Raw genomic sequence first — 23,713 nt, forward strand, 5'->3', positions numbered from 1 at the left:
GCGCCGTGCCGGACGCTATGATAAGGGCAGGAAGGTCGCCGACGCCGGTTGTCGCGGCGACCCGGCCCTTTCGTCGTCCTTGCAAGGTGTTTGCCCGTGATCGCCGCGTCGCGCATCGCCCTCATCCTGTTCCCGCTGCTGGCCGGTGCCGAAAGCGCCCATGCCGCATCCGCCGTGTGCGAGCGGCTTGAGGCGCGGCTGGCGGGCCTGCCGAAGGTCGTGAGCAATGCCGAACCCGTCGCCGTGACCGACATGGCCGGTGGCCTCTCCCGCCTCAACCTCGACCTGCGCAGTGCACGCATCGAATTGCGCCGGCTCGGCTGCTCGTCCGGCAGCATCATTGTGGTGGGTGGGCCGAACGAAGAGGCCTGCGCGGCGCTCGAAGGGCGTGTCGCGGGCCTGGAGGCGGAGCTGGGCGCCTTGAAGGAACGCCGCCGGGCCGCCAACGGCATGGACACCGAGGCCACACGCGCCATCATCCAGTCCGCGCTGTTGAGCAACGGCTGCAACGAAACCCAGGCGGATGTGATCGAGGCGTCGTCGACCGGGGCGACCGAGCCGCGCAACATCCTGAAAGACCTGCCCGAGATCGACGAGAACGTGCCCTTCATCGGCGGCGAGGGATCGAGCGTCCTGACGATTCCCGGCAGCCGCCGCGGGCCCTATCGCACCATGTGCGTGCGCACCTGCGACGGCGCCTTCTTCCCGATCACATCGGACGCGACGCCGGAGGATTTTCCGCGCGATGCGGCGGCCTGTTCGGCCCGATGCCCCGGGGCCGAAACGGAACTTTATTACCATAACCTCACGACCGAAGAGAGCGACCAGATGGTCTCCGCGACCACCGGGGCGCCCTATTCCGATCTGCCGAACGCCTTTGCCTACCGCACCCGCGACCGCGCCGGCGCCGCACAGTGCGGCTGCCAGCTGCCAAAGACGGCGACGCTCAGTGGCGAGCCGGAGGACGGGGCAGCGCAGCCGTCGAAGGCCGAGACATCGAAGGTTCAGACATCCAAGCCCCTGCCGGCGCTTGCCGAAACTCCGCTGCGCGCCACCACCCAGTACGAACGTCCCTACGACCCCAAGAACACCCGCGTCCGCGTCGTCGGCCCTACCTTCCTCCCCTCGGAAGAATCCCGCATCGACCTCAAGAACCCGGCCGGGCCGGGATATCAGCCGGTGCAGAACTGAGGGATTGGGGCGCAGCCAGAACCGCAAACGGGCTTTGTAGCAGCGCGATTTCGCGCTATCTTCGCACGACAGTCGGAGACAGGCGATGACGACCGAAACCATCAGTCTCGAATTTCTGGCGCGTCAGGCAAAGGTCCAGATGGACGAAATGCGCCTGATCCGCCAGGAAATGGCAGGGTTGCGCAATGATATGGCCGGTGTACTGCGCCTCGTCACCGCAAATTATGAACTCACCCGCCGTGTCGAGCGACGCGAGACGGAACTGCGCGACGACATCGAGTTGATGATCAAAATGGAGATCGGCGGCTCTTTCGCCAATGTCCAGACGGCAATGGAGCAATCCCTTGCACGGATCGAGAGGCAGGTTGTCGAAGTCGCGGAACGGGTCGATGAACTCGAAGACAAGCCCTGAGATTTGGAGCACGACCGCGGGCTGGCCCGATAGCCGCGGTGCTCCCGTCCGTCCATCCGATGCCGACTGCGGAGCGTCTCATCCCCCGAACAACGCCGTCCCCGCACCCCATCCCTCATCGCTCACCAGCTCCTCGAGCGGCAGGCGCTGGCGCCAGCCCTTGATGGCGAGTTCGGGTGCGTCGTAGAGGGTCCTGACGTGGCCGAGGCAGAGCCAGGCGACAATGCGGACATGATCGGGAATGCCGAGAATGGCTTTCACCTCCGCCTCGCGGAAGATCGAGACCCAGCCGACGCCGATGCCTTCCGCGCGGGCGGCGAGCCACAGGTTCTGGACGGCGCAGACGGTGGAATAGAGATCCATCTCGCTCTGGTGCGTGCGGCCCAGCACGACGCGGCCGCCGCGGCTCGGGTCGCAGGTGACGCAGAGATTGACCGGCGCCTCGCGGATGCCTTCGAGCTTCAGGGCGCGGTAGCGGTCGCGGGCGCCGGCCTCGAACATGGCCTCGGCTTCCGCATTGGCCGTGGCGAAGGCGGCATGCACCCTCGCCTTCACGGCCTCGCTGGTGACTCGGATGAAATTCCACGGCTGCATGAAGCCGACCGATGGCGCGGCATGGGCGGCGGCGAGCAGGCGGCGCAGGAGTGCATCGTCGATCGGTGTGGGCTCGAACTGGCCGCGCACGTCGCGGCGTGTCTCGATGGCGCGGTAGACGGCGGCGCGCTCCGCCGGATCGAAGGGGCCGGCGGCATGGCGATGGGATTGCCAGGGGTCGCAATCCGGATCGAGGCCGGGATCAGAACCGGCATTCGCCACGCGTCGTGCGGCATCCCCGTCGGCGGTCGCCAACGCCCCGGCAAACCCGGCATGATCGGCCTGGACGGTCGCTTGTCCATGATCCGTCGCCGTAACACTCGTGCCCGGCTGCACGCTCCCTGAGCCGGCACACCGGTCGCCAAAGCTGTCCATCATCCTCATCCTCCCCTTGAGCGGATGCCGGCGATCGACCATGCCTTGATGCATGCTGGCGGACGACCGGTCTCGAGGACGCCGGCCCTGTCAGAGCCTCGCATCCCGCCGCAAACCAAGCGTCCCGCCGTCCATACGGGTCCGCTCCATGGTTATCAGGCCGGTCTTCTGACTTCGCGGATCAACCGACGCCCTCGCCTTCCCGATATCAAGCGATACCAGTGGCTTCTGGTGAAATCCTCAGATTTCACCCGAGGGGCCGTCCCCGCTGACAGCGTTGGGCACGTTCCGGACTTGCACCGGATTCCCGATTCTCCCCGACCTCAAGCCGGGGCACCTGATGGCCGGGACTTCACCATTTGTGCTCACGCTTTGCAAGAGGCGCGATCGTGGCGCGTCACCGGTCGCGGAAGCGGTTCGTGATCGGGTAGCGGCGATCGCGGCCGAAGTTCTTGCGGGTGATCTTGACGCCCGGTGCGGACTGGCGGCGCTTGTATTCGGCGATGTAGAGCAGGTGCTCGATGCGATGCACGGTCGCGACATCATGGCCGCGCGCGACGATCTCGTCGGTGCCCATCTCGCGTTCCACCAGGCATTCCAGGATATCGTCGAGCACCGGATAGGGCGGCAGCGAATCCTGGTCGGTCTGGTTGGGACGAAGCTCGGCGGACGGCGCCTTGTCGATGATGTTGATCGGGATCACCTCGCCGGAAGGACCGAGCGCGCCCGCCGGCACCGCGCCGTTGCGCCAGCGCGAGAGGGCGTAGACCTGCATCTTGTAGAGGTCCTTGATCGGGTTGAAGCCGCCGTTCATGTCACCGTAGAGCGTGGCGTATCCCACCGACATTTCCGACTTGTTGCCCGTCGTCACCACCATGGAGCCGAACTTGTTGGAGACGGCCATGAGGATCACGCCGCGCGTGCGGCTTTGCAGATTTTCCTCCGTGATGCCCTCTTCCGTTCCCTCGAAGAGATCGGAGAGTGCCGAGGAGAAGGCATCGACGGGTTCGCCGATCGGCACGGTGTCGTAGCGCACGCCGAGCGCCTTCGCGCAGGCTTCCGCGTCCTTGAAGGAATCCGAGGATGTGTAGCGGTAGGGCAGCATGATGGTGCGCACCCGCTCGGGCCCCAGCGCATCGACGGCAAGCGCCGTGCAGATGGCCGAATCGATGCCGCCGGAAAGGCCGAGCACCACGGATTTGAAGCCGTTCTTGTTGACGTAGTCGCGAAGCCCCAGCATGCAGGCCGTGTAATCGGCCTCTTCCGCTTCCGGGATCGTCGCGATCTCGCCCGGCTCGCAGACCCAGCCATCGGCGGTGCGCGACCAGTCGGAGAAGGCAAGGCAGGGCTGAAACTGCGCAAGCTGGAAGGCAAGGCTCTTGTCGGCATTGAAGGCGAAGCTCGCGCCGTCGAAGACCAGCTCGTCCTGCCCGCCAAGCTGGTTGGCGAAAAGGATCGGCAGGCCGCTCTCGATCACCTGGCGCAGCACGACCTGATGGCGCACATCCACCTTGCCGCGATAATAGGGCGAGCCGTTCGGCACCAGCAGGATCTCGGCGCCCGCTTCGGCCAGCGTCTCGCAGACGCCCGCATCGTTCCAGATTTCCTCGCAGATCGGCACGCCGATGCGCACGCCGCGAAAATCGACCGGACCGGAAATCGCACCTTCGACGAAGACGCGCTTTTCGTCGAACTCGCCGTAGTTTGGCAGATCCACCTTGTCGCGCACATGCAGGATGCGGCCGCCATCGAGAACGGCGGCACTGTTGTGGCGACCCGCCTCCCCCTGTCGCGGCAGGCCGATGATGAGGCCGGGGCCACCATCGGCGGTCTCGGCCGCCAGCGTCTCGAGCGCCGCCCAACAGGCTTTCAGGAAGGCAGGCTTCAGGACAAGGTCTTCCGGCGGATAGCCGGAAAGGAAGAGTTCGGTGAGGAGCAGCAGATCGGCGCCGCCCTCGGCCGCCTCGGCGCGTGCCCTGCGCGCCAGCGCCAGATTGCCGGCGATGTCGCCGACCGTCGGGTTCAACTGCGCGACGGCGATGCGCAGGCGGTCCGGCACAGCAGACGGGGAAGCGGAAGCGGTCATAGGCGGGCCCTCTCGGTCGGGATAGCGATCCGTTCGAGGTGCCATTTAGAGCATCCCGACGGAAAACGAAATCCGTCTCGGCGCCGTGATGTCGCGCGGGGGGTGAGGCAACCCTGCGTGACCGAAATGCCAGGTCAATGGGGATTGGCAAATGTCAGCGCGCCCGGACGCTTGACTTATTCATGCGCCATTCAACATGACATCTCTATGACAGTAGCATGACACTGACGTGACGCCAGGATGACAGCCTCGCTGCAAACCTCCGGGCACGCGATGCGACGCAGGCGGAAAAGACCGTCTGCCGGAGACAGACTGGAGACGATCTTGGCGAGTATCGACACGGCAGCGACCCCGCTTGTGGGCGCCCTTCGCGGCGAAACGACGGTCCTCCTCGGCCGCGATGCCGCACGCATCGATGCAGCCTTCAGCATGGTCGCCACGCTTCTCCTGTCGCTCTCGCTTGCGCTGCTCCTGACCGCCGGCATCGAGATCGTCCAGCGCGGCTCCTTCGCCGAAACGCTTGCCTATTTCGGTGATCCGATGCGCCCTGCCTGGGCGACCGTCGGCGTGTTCATGCTGCTCTTCCTCGGCCTCGACGGCATCTTCGGCCGCGCCCATTATGCGAGCCTCGTGCTGGCGCCGGTTGCGCTCCTGCCGGCGCTGATTTCGAAGCAGAAACAGATCTATCTCTCCGATCCGCTCTACCCGACCGATTTCCTGTTCGGCCGCCAGATCATGGAACTGATGCCGGTTCTGGTGCGCGACCGGCCGGGCACCGCGCTGGCGATCGCCATCGGCATCGTCGTGGCTGTCGTCGGGCTCGGCACGCTCCTGGTCTTCGCTTGGCGCCGCTTTCCGCGCCTCAGCCGCCGCGAGCGCATCGGTCGCCTGATCTTTGCCGTGCCGCTCATTGCCGGCTTCGTGCATATCATGGATTTCAACCAGTTCTCCTGGCTGCGCGACCGGCTGAACATCATCCCCATCATGTGGGACCAGACGGAAAACTACCGGCATAACGGCTTTTCCATGGCCTTTGCGCTGAACCTGCCCATGGCCAATGTCAGCGCGCCTGCCGGCTACATGGGTGACGCGATCAACGCGATCGAAAGCCCGGTCGTGCCTGCCGGCACCACCCATCGCGGCAAGCCGGATGTGATCGTGATCATGAGCGAGTCGCTCTTCGACCCGACCCGTCTGCCGAACGTGACCTTCTCGGCCGATCCCATGCCCACGATGCGCGAGATCCAGTCCGGCAATGTCATGTCGCCGGAGTTCGGGGGCATGACGGCGAACGTGGAATTCGAGGCACTGACGGGCTTTTCCAATGCTTTCCTGCCCTATGGGAGCATTCCCTACCAGCAGTATATCCGCGACCCGATCCCTTCGCTTGCCACCTTCTTCAAGGGCGAAGGCTATGTCTCGCGGGCCATCCATCCCTTCCAGAGCTGGTTCTGGAACCGCTCGGCCGTCTACAAGGCCTTCGGTTTCGACACCTTCCGCTCGGAAGAAAAGCTGCCCGCGATGCAGAAGCGCGGCATCTTTACCTCCGACGAGGCGCTGACAAAGGAAATCATGCGCCAGGCCGACCAGATGGAAGATCCGTTCTTCTTCTTCACCGTGACGCTGCAGGGCCACGGCCCCTACGAGCCGAACCGCTATGCGCAAAACACGATCAAGGTGGAGGGCAACCTGCCGCCGGCCGACCGGCAGGTGCTGGAGACCTATGCACAGGGCGTGAAGGAAGCCGACGACAGCCTGAAGATGCTGATGGACTGGGCGAAAGAGCGCGACCGCGAGACGATCATCGTGCTCTTCGGCGATCACCTGCCGCCGCTCAACACCGTCTACCCCAACACCGGCTTCATGCCTGACGTGACGGCCAGCCGGAAGGGCCCGCTCGACGTGATGAAGCGCACCCACGAGACGCCTCTGATCGTCTGGTCGAACAAGACAGGCCCGGTGCGCGACCTCGGCACGATCAGCCCGGCCTTCATCTCCTACCAGACGCTGAAGGCGAGCGGCTACGAACATCCCTATTACACGGGCTTCCTCGGCCGCGTCTTCAACGACTACCAGATCGTCGACCGCTTCATGCTGGTCAACGGCAAGGACGAGATGACGGCGGACTGGGCGCGCAGCAAGGACATCCCGGATGTGGTGCGCGATTACCGCTTCCTTCAGCACGACATGATGTTCGGCAAGCGCTACGGCACGGAACGCTTCTTCCCGACCCATGCGGACCTCTTTCCTCGCCCGCTTGGCTGACGGACGGCCGTAAGGATCAGAAAAGAGAATGAATAACGGCCCGAGGCACCGGTGAGGATCGCGAGATCGCCACCGATGCCTCGGGCTTTTTTTCCTTGGCGGCACACGGAAAGAGGGTGCCAACGGCCCACCCTGTCACGCAGGAAACAGCGTCCGGGGCCCTTTGTGATCACAGTGTCATGGTCGGACCGAATAAGTAACGTCCGGCTATCGTTCACCACTGTTGAAAGCCATGCCCCCGCCCCGGCGGCCCGGCATCACATTCGGGACCCTGACGCGATGCACGCCCCTGTATCCTCTGCACTCGTATCCTCCGCTTCTTTCACCGCGACCCTCACCGCGCCGCACGCCATCGGATTGGCAGGCACGACCACGGGCACGTTGACCGGCACACTCACGCCCACGCTGGCGGCCGGCGGCTCGCCATTCGCCTCGTCGTCCGCCCATCCGGCAAACACTTGCGCCGGAACGACGCTTGGCCAGGCGGCAGCCTTCGGCCCTGCCGTTGCCGATGGCGGCGCGCCAGATCGCGATGCGGTGCTCGCCCATCTCGGCCTCGTCGCACGCGGCACGATCGGTCTTCTTCCGCAGTTTCCGCGCCTGCGCCGCCTGATGGGTTCGCAGCAGCGATGGCTTCTCTGCCAGGCGGCCTTTGCCCTGCATCATGAAGCCGCGCAGGCGGGCGAAGAGACCGAGGCTGTCCCGGGCCTCACGGCAGGTCATCTGCTTGATCTCATTCTCGAATACCACGCCGCCAGCCGCAACACGGTCTCAGCCTTCGTGCAGGAAATGCGCGCCGCCCGGGTCTTTACCGATCTGCCCTCCAGGGGAGACCGCCGCGTGCGGCCGCTCGCCCCCGGCGAAGCGGCGAGCGAGGCCATGCGGCAGTGGTTTCTCGGCCAGTTGCAGGTGCTCGACGTCATCGATGGCGGCGCGCGCGCCTGCCGTTTGATGGCCGACCCTGCCCTCATCGCCATCGCGCAGCCGCTCGCCGCCCGCACGCTGATGGCCGACGACGCGTGGCGCGAGCCCGCTGGCCCGCTCGGCTGCATTCTGTGGACCGATGCCGGCAATCTCTTGATCGACGATCTCATGGCGCGCGCCGCAACGCTGGCACCCGCCTCCGGCATCCGCACCGGCATGACGCTGGAAGTCGAGGAGTTCGGTGTGACGGCGCTTGCCGACCGCTATGCGGTATCCTGCACCCATGTGCGCCGGCTGTGCGCGCAGGCGGAGGAAACCGGCATGCTGCTGCGCACCGGCAAGCGCTCGTGCCGCCGGCTCATCATCGCGCCGGCGCTGACCCAAGCCTACGCCGACTGGCAGGCAAGGCGCCTGACGGCGATCGACGCGGCCTTCCGGGCCGCGCTGTCGATCCGCAGTGGCGCCGCAGAACCGCCGGTCCGCGCGCGCCCACGCCTTGCCGTTTCCTGAACGGACGGATCATGCCGAGCAGCCCCCTTGCCGGATATCTTCAGCGTTGCATATGACAGGGTGGCAGTCTAAACGCGCTGCATGATCCGCCGGCATTCGTCCGGGATCGGCGGGAAACCGCTGGCCCGATCAGGCGAAGGTGAAACAGGAAGCAAGGGGCCTGACGGTTCGGCATGAACCGGACGGACCAGGGGCACCGATCGCGGCGATCCATTTGCCGTCGGTGGCCAGAGTGAATTGAGACGCATGACCAGGTTCGCCTCTCCAGACACCGGACCCGGCTCCCGCCAGACCGAAAGCGCGGGACGAAAGCCGCGCCCGGACCTGACCGACCCCGCCGTGATTGCGACGCATCCCGATTTCGAGGCGCAACTGAGCGCGATCGGCCGGGCCCTGACGGGCATTCACGACACGGCGCCGCAGATGGTGCGCTACATGGCGAGCATCCAGCGCTGGCTTCTCACGCAGTCGCTCTTTGCGCTGCATTTCAATCGCGATCCGGCACGGCCAACCACCGGCATCACCGCGTCGCGCCTGCTGGAGATCGCCATCCGCACGGGAGCCGCAAGCCGGAACACCGCCGCCGCCCACTTGGCCGAACTCATCGCCTACAAGCTGGTCGAGGATGCGCCGGATTGTTCCTCCAAACGCGTCCGGCCGCTTGTGATGACCGAAAGGACCGAGGCTGCGATGGCCTTGTGGTTCCGGGCGCATCTCACGGGCCTCGATGCGCTCGACGGCGGCGATCGTGTCGCAAGGCTCGATGCCGATCCCGATCTCTTCCCCCGCGCCCATGGCCGGGCCGCCGCGGTCCTCGTCGACAATCCCGCCTGGAACACGCCACCGGAATCCGTGGGCGCCTTCGTGTGGACCGATAGCGGCAGCAACGTGCTGCACGATCTGTTCTCCCATATTCCCGAGCCCGCCGACAGCATCGACGGCCGCATCGCGATCGGACCCTATTCGCTGACGGCACTGGCCGAGCGCTACCGCCTGTCGCTGACCAGCGTGCGACGCCTGTTCCAGAAGGCGGAAGCCCTGGGCGTGATCGGCTGGGAAGGATCGACCCGGTCCCGCCGGCTGTGGATCGGCGAAACACTGGTGCGGGACCACGCCGGCTGGCAGGCGGTCAAGTTCGCCGCCATCGCGCAGGCCTTCGCCGAAGCCCTTGCGGAGCGCGACGCCGAAGCGGCCGAGTAGCGGACGAGGGAAACCAGCCTTTCCGCCGACGGCGTCAGCCGTCTGTCAGAAGCCCCGGCCGGCCTTTCGCGAACTGTTGCAGACCATCGGCAATCTCGTAGAAATCCGCCTTGTCGGCCGCAAAGATGTGATAGCCGGGCTGAAGACCGCTCGGCTGGTCGAAGGCCCCCGCCTGGATCGAGATGCCCTCGGCACCCTCATAGGACCAGAACAGCGCTGAACCGCACTGGCGGCAGAAGCCGCGCCGTCCGTGCGCGCTCGATCCGTACCAGGTGATCTCGCCCTCGCCGCTGATCGCGACATCCGCGCGCGCCGCATTTGTCGAGGCATAGTAGAGCCCCGTCTGCCGACGGCACTGGCTGCAATGGCAGAAGACGACCTCGCGAAGCGGACCGCTGACCGCAAAGCGCACGGCCCCACACAGGCATCCTCCCAACCGCTCCGTCATCGCCAATCCCCCTTCCACCGCTTCGGATGGCCGAACTTGGCCGCAATGGAGCGACCTGTCCAATTCAGAGAATTGAAGCGAAGGATCAAGCGCCGCGATGCGTGCACGCGTCCCCCGTCCACAGCACACCCCATGGATCCGTCTTCAAATTGGCGTAGATGAGAGAGATCGAAGTCCATCTTCTCCGCCCGAGTCGCGGCGCCAGGCGCCCGCCGGACGTCCTGACGCTGACGAGGCCCCAACGATGACAAAGCGACACAGCCACGCCAACCGCCATTTCGGCAAGCCGATCGACGCACTGGGCGCGGTCGAACGGCGTGTTCTCGACCGGGCGGAGGAGCATCTGGTCATCTCCACCGACGTCAATGCCGCCATCTCGGCGCATGCCACCTTCGGCCAGCGGCTCGCCGACCGCATCGCCCGCATCGGCGGCTCCTGGGGCTTCATCATCTCCTTCATCCTGTTCCTGGTCGCCTGGTCGCTGATCAACACGGTGATCCTGACGGCGGATGCCTTCGACCCCTACCCCTTCATCTTCCTCAATCTCATCCTCTCCATGATCGCGGCCATCCAGGCGCCGATCATCATGATGTCCCAGAACCGCCAGGCCGAACGCGACCGCTTCGAAGCCGCCAAGGACTACGAGGTGAACCTGAAGGCCGAACTGGAAATCCTCTCCCTGCATCGCAAGATCGACATGGAGGTCCTGTCCGAACTCGCCAGCCTGCGGGAGGAACTGGCTCGCCTGCACGCGAAGCTGCCGGAAACGAAGCATTGAAGGGATGGCCGGCATGCGATGAAGGGCGTGGAGCGAAAGCAAAAGGGCGGGCCGCCGAAGCGACCCGCCCTTTTTTGATCCGTCCTGTCGCGGCCGATCAGCCGTTGACGACCATGCGCTTTTCGTCGCGGCCGGTCTTCATGCGCTCGGCAAGAAGGAAAGCCAGTTCCAGCGCCTGATCGGCGTTGAGGCGCGGGTCGCAATGGGTGTGGTAGCGGTCGCCGAGGTCGGCGCCGGAGAGCGCACGCGCGCCACCGGTGCATTCCGTCACGTCATTGCCGGTCATTTCGATATGGACGCCGCCCGGATGGGTGCCCTCGGCACGGTGGATCTGGAAGAAGCTTTCGACTTCCGACAGGATCCGCTCGAAGGGACGGGTCTTGTAGTTGTTCAGCGTGATCGTGTTGCCGTGCATCGGGTCGCAGGACCAGACGACCTTCTTGCCCTCGCGCTCGACCGCGCGGATGAGGCGCGGCAGGTGCTCGGCAACCTTGTCGTGGCCGAAGCGGCAGATGAGCGTCAGGCGTCCGGCTTCGTTGGCCGGATTGAGGAGATCGATGAGCTCCAGCAGGCCGTCGCCGGTCAGCGACGGGCCGCACTTGAGACCGATCGGGTTCTTGATGCCACGGCAGTATTCGATATGGGCATGGTCAGGCTGGCGGGTGCGGTCGCCGATCCAGATCATGTGGCCGGAGGTGGCGTACCAGTCGCCGGACGTCGAATCGACGCGCGTCAGCGCCTGCTCGTAGCCGAGCAGGAGAGCCTCATGGCTGGTGAAGAAATCCGTCTCGCGCAGGCCCGGATGGTTCTCGGCGGAAATGCCGATCGCCTTCATGAAATCCATGGTTTCGGAGATGCGGTCGGCGAGCTTGCGGTAACGCTCGGCCTGCGGGCTGTCCTTCACGAAGCCGAGCATCCACTGGTGCACGTTTTCGAGATTGGCATAGCCACCCATGGCGAAGGCGCGCAGCAGGTTCAGCGTCGCGGCCGACTGGCGATAGGCCATGATCTGGCGTTCCGGATTGGGCACGCGGGCCTCTTCCGTGAACTCGATCCCGTTGATGATGTCGCCACGGTAGGAGGGCAGCGATACGCCGTTCTGCGTTTCCGTGTTGGACGAACGCGGCTTGGCGAACTGGCCGGCGATGCGGCCGACCTTCACGACAGGCTGCTGGGCGCCGAAGGTCAGCACGACAGCCATCTGCAGGAAGGCGCGGAAGAAGTCGCGGATCGTGTCGGCGCCGTGTTCGGCGAAGCTTTCGGCGCAGTCACCGCCCTGCAGCAGGAAACCCTGGCCATCGGCGACCTTGGCGAGCGACGCCTTCAGGCGACGCGCCTCGCCGGCAAAGACGAGTGGCGGAAATTTCGCGAGGCGTGCTTCGGTCGCCTCCAGCGCGGCCGCGTCCGGATAGTCCGGCACCTGCTGGATCGGCTTGTTCCGCCAGCTGTTCGGGGTCCAATTCTGTGCCATGTCGTTCACCTGTTTTCCGTAGCGCCCGGATGCCTCCGCATCCGCCGGGAGTGCGTCCCGCGCGCCAGCCTCGCCCGTGCACCGTGCAGCGGACAATAGGATGCGGGCTTATAGACGTTAACGTTCGCGAAAGCTAGCGGATTGACGGCGTAGGGGCACGTATCTGCGCCGCAATGCCGGGCGCCCATGGAAAGGGCGCACCTTCCGCCTCCCGTTCGCCCGCGCCCGCCGGATCGCCCCCATCGTACCAATCACCCAAAGTGGGACATGCTTCGTATTTTAAAGGATGCGGAAAGAAGATGGAAACATCCTCCCGATAAGGTGCCCCGGCAATGGGAATTAAACGCATACCGTGCAGGATCGCTGGGCGCATGGCCGCTCATCCCGCGCAACGCCGATGTGCTGACGCTCGAAGGATGTTTCAGATGAGATCCACGCTTTCACGTCTCTGGAAGGATCGCCGCGGCAATTTTGGCATGCTTTTCGCGCTGACGGCGGTTCCGCTGGTTGCGGCCGGCGGCCTTTCGGTCGATTTCGCCCGGGCGCTGAGCACGCAGAACGACCTCAAGGCGCAGGCCGACACGGCCGCGCTCGGCGTTCTCGCGCCCAACTCCGAGACGGTGGCCGCCGCCATGGGAATGTCCGGCGACGGGACGGTCGCGATCGGCAGCGACGCCATGGCGCGCCTCGTCAAGGCTCAGCAGGGCGACGAAAAGCCGAGTGATCTTTCTTCGTCTGCGACCACCTTTCAGGGCACGGTGACCAAGAAGGGCCGCACCCTGTCGGCCAATATCACCTTCACCCAGGAGGTGCCGACCACGCTCCTCGCCATTATCGGCCAGAACGATCTCGTGGTCTCCGGCCAGTCGACGGCCGTGCTCCAGACGCAGTCCTTCATGGACTTCTACATGCTGCTCGACAACACGCCCTCCATGGGCGTCGGTGCCACGCCAGCCGACGTCGCCAAGCTCGTCAACGCCACGTCCGACAAGTGCGCCTTCGCCTGCCACATCGTGAAGGACGGCGTGGAAGATCCCAACAGCTACTACAACCTCGCCCGCAAGATCGGCGCGACGATCCGCATCGACGTGGTCGCCAAGGCCACGGCCGCGCTCATGGACGAGGCAAAGGCGCAGATGCAGTTTGCCAACCAGTTCCGCATTGCGGCCTACACCTTCGGCGAGAAGGCCGAAGACGTGAAGCTGCAGAAGGTGGCGTCGCTGACCAGCAACTTCACCGCCGCCAAGAAGAAGACCGATGCCATCAAGCTGATGAGCATCCCCTACAACGGCTACAACGGCGACCAGCAGACGAGCTTCGACGACGCGCTGACCAAGATCAGCAGCGAGATCGACACGCCCGGCACCGGTGCATCGATCAGCGACCGCGAAAAGATCCTGTTCTTCGTCGCCGACGGCGTCGGTGACAGCTACAAGCCGTCCACCTGCACCAAGCGGACAACCGGTGGCCGCTGCCAGGAGCCGATCGACACGACCTACTGCCAGAAGCTCAAGGATCGCGGCATCCGCATCGCCGTGCTCTACACCACCTACCTGCCGCTGCCGACGAACGACTGGTACAATACCTGGATCAAGCCGTTCCAGAGCGAAATCTCGACGCGCATGCAGACCTGCGCTTCGCCCGGCCTCTTCTTCGAGGTGAGCCCGACCCAGGGCATTGCCGACGCCATGAAAGCCCTCTTCTACCGCGTCATCGAGAGCCCGCACCTGACGAACTGAGGACCGGACGAGCCTCGACGCAAAGAGCCCCGCCGCCGCATGTGAACCGCCCCCGCACGCTGGACTGTCAGCGTCGGGGGCAACGCATGCGGGGCGTGGCATTTTCATGCGGCGCTCTTCGCGGTCAAAAGCCCGGACGCGATCAACGGACGCAAAAAAGCGGGCGCATCCGGGATGCACCCGCCAGTCAAGCAATCGGATCGATCCTGGGGATAGCCGATCCGCAGACCATGCGCGGATGCCGGGGAAGCATGCGCGCAGGAAAGGATGTGGTGTGGCGGCCGGTGCGACGGCTCAGACGAGCCCGGCGGCCCAGATGCCGGCCTTGACGAGGCCATAGACGCCGGCGCCGCCGGCCGTCAGCATGCCGCCGCAGATCACGGCGAAGGTGAGCAGCAGCGCCCAGTTGCGGCCCGTGGCGGGACGCGTGCGCGTCACAAGCCGCGGCTCCACGACAACGCGCGTCGAGGCGCGGCGGACGGGGGCCAGACTGGGTTCCGGCGCGGTTTCAGGCTGCAGGGCAATCGCTGCCATGTCACGTCTCCATTCAAGGGATGATCGCACCATAGCGCGCTTCTCACCGCCTGTCAGAAGAACCCGGAACCAGCCTTAGCCGCCGGTAAGGAGATTGGGTCAATAGTGAGTAAAATTCGAACAACCCGTTGATATCACGGACTACTGACGCACCCCGTCTCGGATGCGGTAGCTTGGCTGGTACATGGTCACAAGCTCTTCGGCAGCGGTCGGATGCACGGCCATGGTGCGGTCGAAATCGTCCTTCGTCACGCCGGCCTTCAGCGCGATGCCGAGAAGCTGCGCCATCTCGCCGGCCTCGTGGCCGAGAATGTGGACGCCCAGCACCTTGCGGGTCTCGGCATCGACCACGATCTTCTGGATCGTCTTTTCCGTGCGGCCCGAAAGCGTCGCCTTCATCGGCCGGAACTCGGCGCGGAAGACATCGACGGCCGCATGTGTCTTGACCGCCTCTTCCTCCGACAGGCCGACCGTGCCGATCTCGGGCTGAGAGAAGACCGCCGTTGCGATGAGATCATGGTCCGGCGAGGTCGGATTGTGCTTGTACTCGGTCTCGATGAAGCACATGGCCTCGTGGATGGCGACCGGGGTCAGCTGCACGCGGTCGGTGACATCGCCGAGCGCATAGACGCCGGGCGCACTGGTGCGCGAGAAGGCGTCGACGCGGATCGCGCCCCGCGCATCGACAGTGACACCCGCCGCCTCCAGGCCGAGGCCGGCCGTATTGGGCACGCGCCCCGTCGCCAGCATCACCTGATCGACCACCAGCGAACCGTTCTGGCCGGTCTCGGCAACCCGCCGGCCCTCGCCGTCCACCGTGACGGCGGTGATGACGTCGCCGAGGATAATCCGGATGCCCTTGGCCTGCATGGCCGCCATCAGGCCGCGCCGCATGTCGCCATCGAAGCGCGAGAGAATTTCCGCGCCGCGATAGATCAGCGTCGTCTCGACGCCCAGCCCATGGAAGATATTGGCGAATTCGACGGCGATATAGCCGCCGCCGGAAATCAGGATGGAGGCCGGCAGGCGCTTCAGATCGAAGGCCTCGTTGGAACTGATGCAGTGTTCGGCGCCGACAAGCCCCGCCGGCGCCTGCGGCCGGCCACCTACCGCAATCACGATCCGCTCGGCCGTGACGGTTCGGCGATCGGCGAGAAGCCGGACCGTATTGGCATCCACGAGTTCGGCCCGGCTCTCGATGATCTCCGCACCAGCATTCTCCAGCCCCTTGCGATAGAGGCCTTCGAGACGGGTAATCTCCTTCTCCTTGGCGGCCACAAGCCTTTCCCAGGAGAAGCTGCGCTCGCCGACACTCCAGCCGAAGCCTTCCGCATCCTCGAAATGCTCGGGGAACTGCGAGGCATAGACATAGAGCTTCTTCGGCACGCAGCCCCGGATGACGCAGGTGCCGCCGAAACGGAATTCCTCCGCAATCGCCACCCTCTTGCCCATCGACGCCGCCAGCCGCGCACTGCGCACGCCCCCGGAACCGCCGCCGATGACGAAGAGATCATAATCCCGGGCTGCCATGCTCAATCCTCGCGAAACCCCGGATGCCAGCGAGAACCGCCGCCGGGAAAAGACAGGGCCGCCGATAAGGCGGCCGACGGGAGAGATATAGGGTATGGGGGGCGGGTGTGGGAAGGGTGGCGGGCTGGCAGATCGCAGCTCTCCACGCTCGACGTCGAATGTTATAGGTGACGTCAACTTTGGCGGGAGGCAGACATGGTGCGTATCATTGAATGGAACGGCACGGAGATCGTCGCGGGGATCGAACGGCTGACCGACATCATGATCGATTGCATCGAAGGCGGCGCACTCGTCGGCCATATCCTCCCCGTTGATCGCGACACGATCGCCGCCTATTGGCGCGACGTGGCAGCATCCACCGACGCCGGGGAGCGCATCGTCCTGATCGCGGAGGCAGACGGCGTGGAAGCGGGTACGGTGCAGCTCTTCCTTTCACCTGAGCCGAACGCCCCGCACCGTGCCGAGGTCTACAAACTGCTCGTTCACCGTGACTTTCGATGCCGCGGGCTCGGCGAGGCGCTCATGTCGACGGTTGAGGATGTTGCCGCCCGGTATGGCCGTACCCTTCTGCTTCTCGATACGGTGCAGAACGGCGCCGGTGAAAGGCTTTACCGGCGTCTCGGCTGGGAGGATATCGGTGTCGTCCCGCACCACTTCGTCGATCCATTTGGCACGCCACAGGCCTCGGTTTACATGATGCGTCACCTGCGAGCAGAAACCCTGACCCTATAGATCCGGCCGAGCTGCTGACCGATGACGTGGCGACGCCGCGTTCATGGACGAGGCCTTTGCGTCCGAGGATGCGGGATACATCGCCCATGCGCTCGGCGTCGTGGCGCGGGCCAAGGGCCTGACGGACATCGCCCGGCAAACCGGGCTTTCTCGCGAGCAGCTTTACCGCTCCTTCAGCGGCAACGGCAATCCGACATTGAAGACGACGCTTTCCGTGATGAAGGCGCTCGGCCTGCGGATCGCGCTCCAAGCTTCGGCCGGCGATCAACGCTGAGTGAGCCGGACCACAAAAAAGCCCGGCACGACGGCCGGGCTTTGAAGGGGTGCGCTGACGCCGCTGCTTACTGCTGCGGCTGGGCGTCCGGGGTGGCGACGGGCATGTCGGCGGCACCCTGGGCAGGCGTCTCGGAGCCGATCTTTTCATCGAGCGACTTGGTGGCGTCCTGGCTGAGATCGCGGGAGATGCCGGCGGCCCAGATGTCGGCGGCCTTCAGGAGTTCGCGCGATGCGATCGGGCCGTTGTTCAGCAGCTTCTTGCCGGCGTCGGAATTGTAGAAGGCAGTGATGGCGTTCAGCTCGTCCACCGAGAAGGTCTTGGCATAGATGGTGGCGGCTTCGTTTTCGAGATCGGCACGGCGGGCGGCGAGCGCCAGCGCCTTTTCGTCCACCGTCGCGGTGATCAGGTCCTGATGGTTCGGCGAGGCCTGGATCAGCGTGTTCTTCAGCCGCTCCGCCAGATTCGGCAGGATGTTGTCGAAGCTGTTGGTGACGCCGAGCGCGGTGATGGTGGCGCGGGCCGCCTTCAGCTGGTCTTCCGTCACTTCCTGGGCGCGCACGGCCGGCGCGGCGAGCGTGGCGAAAAGCGTGGCGGCGGCGAGAACCTTTCCGAAGCCGGAAAGCGTGGTGCCGAAAATCGTGCTCATAGAGTCATTGCTCCTGTCTGTTGGCGGCCGCGCCGGGGAAACCGGGGGCCGGACGTCTCGAGAGGGCGCGCGACCGGGTTCGGCCCGCGCCCCCGATGGGGATGGCCTTTTCAGGCCGAAAGCGTGCGGGCGCCGTTCGGTCCGGCGATGATCGCGAGCGAGGCAAGACCGATGAACAGGCCGTGCTCCACGACACCGGGGATGAAATTGAGCGCACTTGCGAGCGCTTCTGGATCAGGAATACGGCCAAAAGATGCATCGAGGATCAGATGGCCGCCATCCGTCATGAAGGGCCCGTCGCCGCCTTCGCGCACAACGATATCGCCGGAAAGGCCAAGCCGAGCAGCCACCTTCTCCACCGCCTTGCGCGTGGCGACCAGCCCGAACGGGTTCACCTCGATCGGCAGCTTGAAGGCGCCGAGCGTATCGACCACCTTGGTCTCGTCCGCAATGACGATCATGCGCGCCGATGCGGCCGCCACGATCTTCTCGCGCAACAGCGCGCCGCCGCCGCCCTTGATGAGGCGGAGCTTTGCATCCACCTCGTCGGCACCGTCGATGGTGAGGTCGAGTTCCGGCAGTTCGTCGAGCGACTTCAGGCTAATGCCAAGTTCGAGGCAGAGCCGCGCCGTGCGCTCCGAGGTCGGCACGCCTTCGATGCGCATGCCGCCTGCCACCTTCTCGGCCAAAAGACGGACGAATTCCTCCGCCGTCGAGCCGGTGCCGATGCCGAGCCGCATGCCGTCCTCGACATGGGAAAGCGCCGCCTCGGCGGCCTTGATCTTCATCTGACGGGCGTCCATCGCGCCGTTCGCTCCCGTTGTTTCCTGTCTCCGGATCACCCGCGCCCGTCAGGCGCGGCCCGGATTTCGTCTGGACGTTTACACGCTGCCCGCCGCAAACGAAAGTCCAAATGAAAGTCGATAAGCGCGCGAAAACGCCTTGCGCACAGGCGCGCGACGTTTATCCATCGTGGCCGACCCTGTCGCCCGGAGCCCCTGCCTGATGTCCTCGCCTTCCATAACCGCCGCCCCTCGCCCGCTCGTCGTCTTCGATCTCGACGGCACGCTGATCGATACGGCGCCCGACCTCGTCGCCAGCTGCAATCATTCGATAGCCGGCGAAGGACTTGAGCCGCTCAGCCGCGCCGATCTCAACGAGGCCTTCAGCCACGGCTCGCGCGCGATGATCACGCGGGCCTTCACGCTGCATGGCCGGGAACTGACGACCGACACGCTCGACCGGCTGCAGGCGATCTTCCTCGATCATTATCTCGCCGGCATGCCCGGCGCCTCGCGCCCCTTCCCCGGCCTCATCGACGCGCTCGACCGGCTGGAGGCGGCAGGCATTGCGGCGGCCGTCTGCACCAACAAGCTCGAAGCCCCGGCGCGACGCCTCCTCGATACCCTCGACATGACGCCGCGGTTTGCGGCGATCACCGGCGGCGACACATTTCCCGTGCGCAAGCCGCATGCCGACCACCTCATCGGCACGATCCGGCTGGCCGGCGGCGCGCCCGACACCACCGTCATGGTGGGCGACAGCCTGAACGACATGCTGGTCGCCCGCAATGCGGGCGTCGCCGCCCTCGGCGTTCCCTTCGGCTACACGGACGTGCCGATCGCCGCGCTCTCGCCCAACCACGTCATCGACCACTATGACGAGCTGGACGCCGCGCTCTTTGCCCGGCTGACGGGGCGCTAGCGCGTTATCCGATCGAGCTGAGACAAGGATTGACAGGCCCCTGCGGAACGACCGGGGCCCGAGGCGATGCGTTGCGGCTGGGGGCGTTTGGTTATAAGTCAGGGTCCGAACACAACATCGTCGTCATCCTCGGGCTTGACCCGAGGATCCACCGGCATCCGACAAGTTCGCGGTATGGATCCTCGGGTCAAGCCCGAGGATGACGCATACGGTGGGCGGCGGAGGATGACAGCGGCACCAAACCCAGCCGCGCACGTCGCCGGGACGCCGCCAATGCCAGAGGGATCATCCCATGACCAACCAGACCCGCCCCACCGAACTGCGCGTCTCCAGAGACCGCCGCACCCTGACGGTGAGCTTTGCCGATGGCGCGCAATTTGCGCTGCCGGCGGAGATGATGCGGGTGCTTTCGCCCTCGGCCGAGGTGCAGGGCCATGGGCCGGGCCAGAAGGTGACGGTGCCCGGCAAGCGCAATGTCGCGATCCTCACCGTGACGCCCACCGGAAACTACGCCGTGCGCATCGGCTTCGACGACATGCATGACAGCGGCATCTTCACCTGGGCCTATCTGCGCACGCTCGGCGAAACGGGCGCCGACCTCTTCGCCGCCTACGAGCAGGAACTCGCCGACAAGGGCATGAGCCGCGACCACGCCGAACGGCCGCGGTAAAGGCCCCTCTCAGCCCTCCTCCCCGGCCTGCTCGGCGAGAAGCAGGCCGATGACGCGCTGCATGGAGCGGGCGACGGCCTCGCAGTCCTCAGCCGGGGCGTCTCCGAGCATCCGCTCGATGAGCGCCGTCTGCACCACCATCGCCTGCTGCGTCAGGTCACGTCCCGTCTCGGTCAGGAAGAGCCGGAGCACCCGGCGATCCTTCTCGTCGCCGCGCCGCTCGATGAGGCCGCGCTTTTCGAGTTGCGGCAACAGCATGCTCATGTTGGAGCGGCCGACCAAGAGCTTGCGGGCCAGCGCCTGCTGCGAAATCCCCTCGAAGCGATAGAGATTGATGAGGATGTCGAGATGCGGCGGCTTGATGTCGAGCGGGGCAAGGGAGCGCGCCAGCGACTGCTGCATCAGCTGGCAGGCCTGGCCGATCGAGATCCAGCTGGAAAAGCGCGGATGATCCCAGGGAAAGGCAAGCGCGGGGGCATCAGGGGCTGACGGTACGGAAGAGGCTTGTGTTTTGTTCAATGTTGTACTTTATTGTTCATTGTTGAACAGAAATTGGACCCCCATCATGGCATCCTTTGGCATCGCCGTCATCCGCAACATCCTGCGTGGCGTGGAAACCGTTTCGCCGGCTGCGGCCGCCAGGCTGGGGCTGAAGGTCTTTTCGCTCGCCCCGCCCAAGCCGCCGCGCCGCGCGAAGGAGCGTGAGGTCTTCGCCGCCGCGCAAGGTGTGATGAGGCGCGCCAGGCGGGAAGCGCTGCCCTTTGACGGCGGCGCCGCGCTTGCCCATGTCTTTGCTCCCGCCAGCGGCGCCGCCCAGCGCCGCATCCTCGTCACCCACGGCTGGGGCTCGCGCATCGACTACATGACCGCGCTGATTGGCGCGCTGACGGCGGCGGGCGCGGAGGTGGTGGCGCTCGACTGGCCCGGCCATGGCGGCGCGCCGGGGCGGTTCCTGACGATGATCGAGGCGGTCAAGGCGATCGACGCCGCCTGGCGCCGCTACGGTCCCTTCGACGCCGGTATCGGCCATTCCTTCGGCGGGGCCGCGCAGGCCGTCGCCGCCGGTGGCGTGCTCAGCGGCGTGCCCGCGCACCGCCCTGCGGCTCTCGTTACCATCGGATCGCCGAGCGAGATGCGCTGGCTCTTTGCCGACTTCGCAAAGATGATGCGGCTGAAACCCGCAACGCAGCGCGCCATGGAAGCCATCATCGAAGACCGCGCCGGCCGCTCGCTCGACGGCTTCTCGGCCGCTGCCATGCTGGGCGAATCGGATCTCCGCATGCTGGTGGTGCATGCCGAAGACGACAAGGAAGTCGCCGCCCACCACGCCCGCGCCTATGGGGAAGCGGTGCCGGGCGCCGAACTCTTCTGGGCCAACGGCTACGGCCACCGCCGTATCGTCTCGGCAGCACCCGTGCTGGCGCGGATCGTGGGTTTTGTGGGGGAAACGGGGCAAAGGCAGGCGGCGTAAGGGTGGTGCCGGGCTAAAGCGCATCGCGATCTTTCAGATTCGCTCCTGACGCTTTCACTCATTGTTCTATCGCATGTCGTAACCGCAAAACCGCTGCACACTTTTGCGCGACATGCTTTAAGTGCCCGGGGATGCGATCGCTGCACCGGCAGCTCTCATCTCCGCCGTCATGCCGGACTCGATCCGGCGTACAGCCCGCACAGATTATTGATTTTCATTCATTTTCTCGAAACGCGGACGCCCGTCGGCTGGATCTCGGCTCGGGGGCCGGGATGACGGGGAAAGAGGGTGCCCCACCCTCAACGTCGTCCTCGGGCTTGACCCGAGGACCCATGCGGCCCTCTGCGACCTTGGCGGTGGATCCTCGGCTCGGGGGCCGCGGATGACGGAGGATGAGGCCACCGCCGCTTTTCCACCTTCACGTCGGAGTTTGCGAACAAAACCGGGGATGGCGGGTGGGCCGACCTCAGTCCTCCCAGTCCTCGCGCGCCGGCTTCGGACCGTTACCGAGCTTTCGCTCGAGATCGGCGGCCTGGGTTTCCGACAGTGTGAGATCGAGCGTGACGGAGCCGTCCTCATTGTCCTCGCGGGCCGTCACGTCCGCATTGGCATAGACCCAGGAGAGCAGGCCGAGCTGATCGACGCCAAGCGTGATCGTCGTTTCCGTGGCGAGACCCGAGAGCCGGCGGGTGATTTCGGAAAGCAGCGGCTCGACGCCTTCCCCGGTGATCGCCGAGATCGCCATGACGTCGGTGCGGCCGCTGGCGCGCTCGGCGAGCGCATCGTGGGCCTCAGGGCCCAGCGCGTCGATCTTGTTCCAGACCTCGATGATCCGCTCGGAAGCTTCCTTCTCGTCGATGCCGAGATCGGCAAGGATGCGCGTCACATCCGCAGCCTGGGCGGCATTGTCGGGGTCGGAGAGATCGCGCACATGCAGGATGAGGTCCGCCTCGAGCACCTCTTCCAGCGTCGCGCGGAAGGCGGCGACGAGGTGGGTCGGCAGGTTCGAGATGAAGCCCACCGTGTCGGAGAGGATGACCATGCGACCCTGCGGCAGCTTGATGCGGCGCAGCGTCGGGTCGAGGGTCGCAAACAGCATGTCCTCGGCCAGAACCCCTGCCCCGGTGATCCGGTTGAAGAGGGTGGACTTGCCGGCATTGGTATAGCCGACCAGCGCCACGATCGGATGCGGCACCTTGCGGCGCTTGGCGCGGTGCAGCTGGCGGGTGCGGCGCACCTGCTCCAGCTCGCGCTCCAGCCGGACGATCCGGTCCTGCAACAGGCGGCGGTCGGCCTCGATCTGCGTTTCGCCGGGACCGCCCATAAAGCCCGCACCGCCGCGCTGGCGCTCAAGGTGGGTCCAGCTGCGCACGAGACGGCCGCGCTGGTAGTTGAGATGCGCAAGCTCGACCTGCAGCGTGCCTTCCTTGGTGGAGGCGCGGCGGCCGAAGATTTCGAGGATGAGGCCGGTGCGGTCGATGACCTTGGCGTTCCACTCGCGCTCGAGATTGCGCTGCTGGACCGGTGTGAGCGGATGATCGACGATGACGAGGCCGGCATCCATCTCGACGAGCGCCCGGCCGATCTCCTCGATCTTGCCGGTGCCGAGCAGCGTGCCGGGCTTGGGCTGGGCGACGGGAACGACGGCGCGCCAGACGACCTCGAGATCGATGGCGAGCGCAAGGCCGACGGCCTCTTCCAGCCGGCTCTCGTCCGTCCGCTCGGGCGCGGCAACGGTCTCGCTGTTGCGCCGGTCGGCTTTCAGGACCGGGACGATGACGGCGGCGCGCATGTCGTCGCGCCGCGTCTCGAGTTCCGGAATGATGGATGTGTGTTTCTTCGGATGCTTGGTAATGGGATCAGACCGTCAGGATGCGCTGTCTTCGCTCTCGAACATCTGCATCGGCTGACCCGGCATGATGGTCGAGATGGCGTGCTTGTAGACGAGCTGGGAGTGGCCGTCACGGCGCAGCAGCACGCAGAAATTATCGAATGACGTGACGACCCCCGTCAGCTTCACGCCGTTGATGAGAAAAATTGTCAGGGAAATCTTCTGTTTGCGAACCGTGTTAAGAAAAAGATCCTGCAGGTTCTGAGAACGTTCCGCCATGGCGCCGCTTCTTTCTTATTGTCCGACTGGCAGCCGGTATGGTCAT

At 65.5% G+C, this 23,713-nt stretch carries 22 protein-coding genes, 1 pseudogene and 1 riboswitch; of the genes and pseudogenes, 12 read left to right on the plus strand and 11 right to left on the minus strand.

Annotated elements, in window-relative coordinates; all coding sequences use genetic code 11:
• Window positions 1–96 precede the first annotated feature (96 nt).
• Window positions 97–1,191 carry a DUF2865 domain-containing protein gene (locus ACED18_RS03470; protein WP_377289030.1) on the plus strand — a complete coding sequence of 365 codons (1,095 nt, stop codon included), beginning with the start codon at window positions 97–99 and terminating at the stop codon, window positions 1,189–1,191.
• Between the two features lie 85 nt (window positions 1,192–1,276).
• Window positions 1,277–1,603 carry a hypothetical protein gene (locus ACED18_RS03475; protein WP_377289032.1) on the plus strand — a complete coding sequence of 109 codons (327 nt, stop codon included), beginning with the start codon at window positions 1,277–1,279 and terminating at the stop codon, window positions 1,601–1,603.
• 78 nt (window positions 1,604–1,681) lie between these two features.
• Here ACED18_RS03475 and bluB read toward each other — a convergent pair whose 3' ends face one another.
• A complete protein-coding gene (gene bluB, locus ACED18_RS03480) occupies window positions 1,682–2,452 on the minus strand; it encodes a 5,6-dimethylbenzimidazole synthase (protein WP_377291007.1) in 771 nt (256 codons plus the stop codon).
• Between the two features lie 260 nt (window positions 2,453–2,712).
• Window positions 2,713–2,928: riboswitch (cobalamin riboswitch) on the minus strand.
• Window positions 2,929–2,969: 41 nt separating this feature from the next.
• A complete protein-coding gene (locus ACED18_RS03485) occupies window positions 2,970–4,658 on the minus strand; it encodes an NAD+ synthase (protein ID WP_377289034.1) in 1,689 nt (562 codons plus the stop codon).
• 273 nt (window positions 4,659–4,931) lie between these two features.
• Between ACED18_RS03485 and ACED18_RS03490 the strand changes: the two genes are divergently transcribed.
• The 3 genes from ACED18_RS03490 (at window position 4,932) to ACED18_RS03500 (ending at window position 9,557) form a co-directional block, all read left to right on the plus strand.
• A complete protein-coding gene (locus ACED18_RS03490; RefSeq protein ID WP_377289036.1) occupies window positions 4,932–6,923 on the plus strand; it encodes an LTA synthase family protein in 1,992 nt (663 codons plus the stop codon).
• A gap of 279 nt (window positions 6,924–7,202) precedes the next feature.
• A complete protein-coding gene (locus tag ACED18_RS03495) occupies window positions 7,203–8,357 on the plus strand; it encodes a hypothetical protein (protein ID WP_377289038.1) in 1,155 nt (384 codons plus the stop codon).
• A 246-nt stretch (window positions 8,358–8,603) separates the two neighbouring features.
• The gene (locus ACED18_RS03500; protein ID WP_377289040.1) at window positions 8,604–9,557 is read left to right on the plus strand and encodes a hypothetical protein; all 954 of its coding nucleotides are present in this window, start codon (window positions 8,604–8,606) and stop codon (window positions 9,555–9,557) included.
• A 34-nt stretch (window positions 9,558–9,591) separates the two neighbouring features.
• Here the strand turns inward: ACED18_RS03500 and ACED18_RS03505 are convergent, their stop codons facing one another.
• A complete protein-coding gene (locus ACED18_RS03505; protein WP_377289042.1) occupies window positions 9,592–10,005 on the minus strand; it encodes a GFA family protein in 414 nt (137 codons plus the stop codon).
• Between the two features lie 244 nt (window positions 10,006–10,249).
• Here ACED18_RS03505 and ACED18_RS03510 point away from each other — a divergent pair, with 244 nt between their 5' ends.
• Entirely contained in the window at window positions 10,250–10,783 is a 534-nt protein-coding gene (locus tag ACED18_RS03510; protein ID WP_377289044.1) for a DUF1003 domain-containing protein, read from the plus strand.
• Between the two features lie 97 nt (window positions 10,784–10,880).
• Here the strand turns inward: ACED18_RS03510 and ACED18_RS03515 are convergent, their stop codons facing one another.
• Window positions 10,881–12,254: a class II 3-deoxy-7-phosphoheptulonate synthase gene (locus ACED18_RS03515; RefSeq protein WP_377289046.1), complete on the minus strand. Its 1,374-nt coding sequence runs from the start codon at window positions 12,252–12,254 to the stop codon at window positions 10,881–10,883.
• A gap of 425 nt (window positions 12,255–12,679) precedes the next feature.
• Here ACED18_RS03515 and ACED18_RS03520 point away from each other — a divergent pair, with 425 nt between their 5' ends.
• Window positions 12,680–13,993, plus strand: coding sequence for a TadE/TadG family type IV pilus assembly protein (locus ACED18_RS03520; protein WP_377289048.1), 1,314 nt, complete (start codon window positions 12,680–12,682; stop codon window positions 13,991–13,993).
• A gap of 294 nt (window positions 13,994–14,287) precedes the next feature.
• Here ACED18_RS03520 and ACED18_RS03525 read toward each other — a convergent pair whose 3' ends face one another.
• Both ACED18_RS03525 and gor read right to left on the minus strand, forming a co-directional pair.
• Window positions 14,288–14,527 (minus strand): hypothetical protein, encoded by a 240-nt coding sequence (locus ACED18_RS03525; protein ID WP_377289050.1) that lies wholly within the window; start codon window positions 14,525–14,527, stop codon window positions 14,288–14,290.
• Between the two features lie 141 nt (window positions 14,528–14,668).
• Window positions 14,669–16,057: a glutathione-disulfide reductase gene (gene gor / locus ACED18_RS03530; RefSeq protein ID WP_377289052.1), complete on the minus strand. Its 1,389-nt coding sequence runs from the start codon at window positions 16,055–16,057 to the stop codon at window positions 14,669–14,671.
• A gap of 195 nt (window positions 16,058–16,252) precedes the next feature.
• Between gor and ACED18_RS03535 the strand changes: the two genes are divergently transcribed.
• The gene (locus ACED18_RS03535; protein WP_377289054.1) at window positions 16,253–16,789 is read left to right on the plus strand and encodes a GNAT family N-acetyltransferase; all 537 of its coding nucleotides are present in this window, start codon (window positions 16,253–16,255) and stop codon (window positions 16,787–16,789) included.
• Window positions 16,786–17,063, plus strand: a pseudogene (locus ACED18_RS03540) (addiction module antidote protein). The gene ACED18_RS03535 and the pseudogene ACED18_RS03540 overlap by 4 nt, the downstream one beginning before the upstream one ends.
• A 67-nt stretch (window positions 17,064–17,130) precedes the next feature.
• Here ACED18_RS03540 and ACED18_RS03545 read toward each other — a convergent pair.
• Together ACED18_RS03545 and rpiA are read right to left on the minus strand one after the other, a co-directional pair.
• A complete protein-coding gene (locus tag ACED18_RS03545) occupies window positions 17,131–17,712 on the minus strand; it encodes a DUF2059 domain-containing protein (RefSeq protein ID WP_377289056.1) in 582 nt (193 codons plus the stop codon).
• A gap of 110 nt (window positions 17,713–17,822) precedes the next feature.
• Window positions 17,823–18,515 (minus strand): ribose-5-phosphate isomerase RpiA, encoded by a 693-nt coding sequence (gene rpiA, locus ACED18_RS03550; protein ID WP_377289058.1) that lies wholly within the window; start codon window positions 18,513–18,515, stop codon window positions 17,823–17,825.
• Between the two features lie 202 nt (window positions 18,516–18,717).
• Between rpiA and ACED18_RS03555 the strand changes: the two genes are divergently transcribed.
• Together ACED18_RS03555 and ACED18_RS03560 are read left to right on the plus strand one after the other, a co-directional pair.
• The gene (locus tag ACED18_RS03555; RefSeq protein ID WP_377289060.1) at window positions 18,718–19,416 is read left to right on the plus strand and encodes an HAD family hydrolase; all 699 of its coding nucleotides are present in this window, start codon (window positions 18,718–18,720) and stop codon (window positions 19,414–19,416) included.
• Between the two features lie 292 nt (window positions 19,417–19,708).
• The gene (locus ACED18_RS03560) at window positions 19,709–20,086 is read left to right on the plus strand and encodes a gamma-butyrobetaine hydroxylase-like domain-containing protein (protein ID WP_377289062.1); all 378 of its coding nucleotides are present in this window, start codon (window positions 19,709–19,711) and stop codon (window positions 20,084–20,086) included.
• 9 nt (window positions 20,087–20,095) lie between these two features.
• On the opposite strand, the gene ACED18_RS03565 is transcribed toward ACED18_RS03560, so the two are convergent.
• Window positions 20,096–20,605 (minus strand): MarR family winged helix-turn-helix transcriptional regulator, encoded by a 510-nt coding sequence (locus ACED18_RS03565; RefSeq protein ID WP_377289064.1) that lies wholly within the window; start codon window positions 20,603–20,605, stop codon window positions 20,096–20,098.
• Window positions 20,606–20,651: 46 nt separating this feature from the next.
• Here ACED18_RS03565 and ACED18_RS03570 point away from each other — a divergent pair, with 46 nt between their 5' ends.
• Window positions 20,652–21,557, plus strand: coding sequence for an alpha/beta fold hydrolase (locus ACED18_RS03570; protein ID WP_377289066.1), 906 nt, complete (start codon window positions 20,652–20,654; stop codon window positions 21,555–21,557).
• 466 nt (window positions 21,558–22,023) lie between these two features.
• On the opposite strand, the gene hflX is transcribed toward ACED18_RS03570, so the two are convergent.
• Window positions 22,024–23,349, minus strand: coding sequence for a GTPase HflX (gene hflX / locus ACED18_RS03575; protein WP_377289068.1), 1,326 nt, complete (start codon window positions 23,347–23,349; stop codon window positions 22,024–22,026).
• A gap of 75 nt (window positions 23,350–23,424) precedes the next feature.
• A complete protein-coding gene (gene hfq / locus ACED18_RS03580) occupies window positions 23,425–23,667 on the minus strand; it encodes an RNA chaperone Hfq (RefSeq protein ID WP_149737191.1) in 243 nt (80 codons plus the stop codon).
• Between the last annotated feature and the right edge of the window lie 46 nt (window positions 23,668–23,713).

It is taken from the genome of Rhizobium sp. SG2393, assembly GCF_042610495.1.
Taxonomy (GTDB): domain Bacteria; phylum Pseudomonadota; class Alphaproteobacteria; order Rhizobiales; family Rhizobiaceae; genus RU20A.

Bases quoted from the DNA above. Each gene is read 5' to 3' on its own strand.
- ACED18_RS03490 (WP_377289036.1), top strand. From the start codon at position 4,932: ATGCGACGCAGGCGGAAAAGACCGTCTGCCGGAGACAGACTGGAGACG.
- ACED18_RS03545 (WP_377289056.1), bottom strand. From the start codon at position 17,712: ATGAGCACGATTTTCGGCACCACGCTTTCCGGCTTCGGAAAGGTTCTC.
- ACED18_RS03515 (WP_377289046.1), bottom strand. From the start codon at position 12,254: ATGGCACAGAATTGGACCCCGAACAGCTGGCGGAACAAGCCGATCCAG.
- gor (WP_377289052.1), bottom strand. From the start codon at position 16,057: ATGGCAGCCCGGGATTATGATCTCTTCGTCATCGGCGGCGGTTCCGGG.
- ACED18_RS03520 (WP_377289048.1), top strand. From the start codon at position 12,680: ATGAGATCCACGCTTTCACGTCTCTGGAAGGATCGCCGCGGCAATTTT.
- rpiA (WP_377289058.1), bottom strand. From the start codon at position 18,515: ATGGACGCCCGTCAGATGAAGATCAAGGCCGCCGAGGCGGCGCTTTCC.
- ACED18_RS03495 (WP_377289038.1), top strand. From the start codon at position 7,203: ATGCACGCCCCTGTATCCTCTGCACTCGTATCCTCCGCTTCTTTCACC.
- ACED18_RS03535 (WP_377289054.1), top strand. From the start codon at position 16,253: ATGGTGCGTATCATTGAATGGAACGGCACGGAGATCGTCGCGGGGATC.
- ACED18_RS03570 (WP_377289066.1), top strand. From the start codon at position 20,652: ATGGCATCCTTTGGCATCGCCGTCATCCGCAACATCCTGCGTGGCGTG.
- ACED18_RS03525 (WP_377289050.1), bottom strand. From the start codon at position 14,527: ATGGCAGCGATTGCCCTGCAGCCTGAAACCGCGCCGGAACCCAGTCTG.
- ACED18_RS03505 (WP_377289042.1), bottom strand. From the start codon at position 10,005: ATGACGGAGCGGTTGGGAGGATGCCTGTGTGGGGCCGTGCGCTTTGCG.
- ACED18_RS03485 (WP_377289034.1), bottom strand. From the start codon at position 4,658: ATGACCGCTTCCGCTTCCCCGTCTGCTGTGCCGGACCGCCTGCGCATC.
- ACED18_RS03510 (WP_377289044.1), top strand. From the start codon at position 10,250: ATGACAAAGCGACACAGCCACGCCAACCGCCATTTCGGCAAGCCGATC.
- hflX (WP_377289068.1), bottom strand. From the start codon at position 23,349: ATGCGCGCCGCCGTCATCGTCCCGGTCCTGAAAGCCGACCGGCGCAAC.
- hfq (WP_149737191.1), bottom strand. From the start codon at position 23,667: ATGGCGGAACGTTCTCAGAACCTGCAGGATCTTTTTCTTAACACGGTT.
- ACED18_RS03555 (WP_377289060.1), top strand. From the start codon at position 18,718: ATGTCCTCGCCTTCCATAACCGCCGCCCCTCGCCCGCTCGTCGTCTTC.
- ACED18_RS03560 (WP_377289062.1), top strand. From the start codon at position 19,709: ATGACCAACCAGACCCGCCCCACCGAACTGCGCGTCTCCAGAGACCGC.
- ACED18_RS03500 (WP_377289040.1), top strand. From the start codon at position 8,604: ATGACCAGGTTCGCCTCTCCAGACACCGGACCCGGCTCCCGCCAGACC.
- ACED18_RS03475 (WP_377289032.1), top strand. From the start codon at position 1,277: ATGACGACCGAAACCATCAGTCTCGAATTTCTGGCGCGTCAGGCAAAG.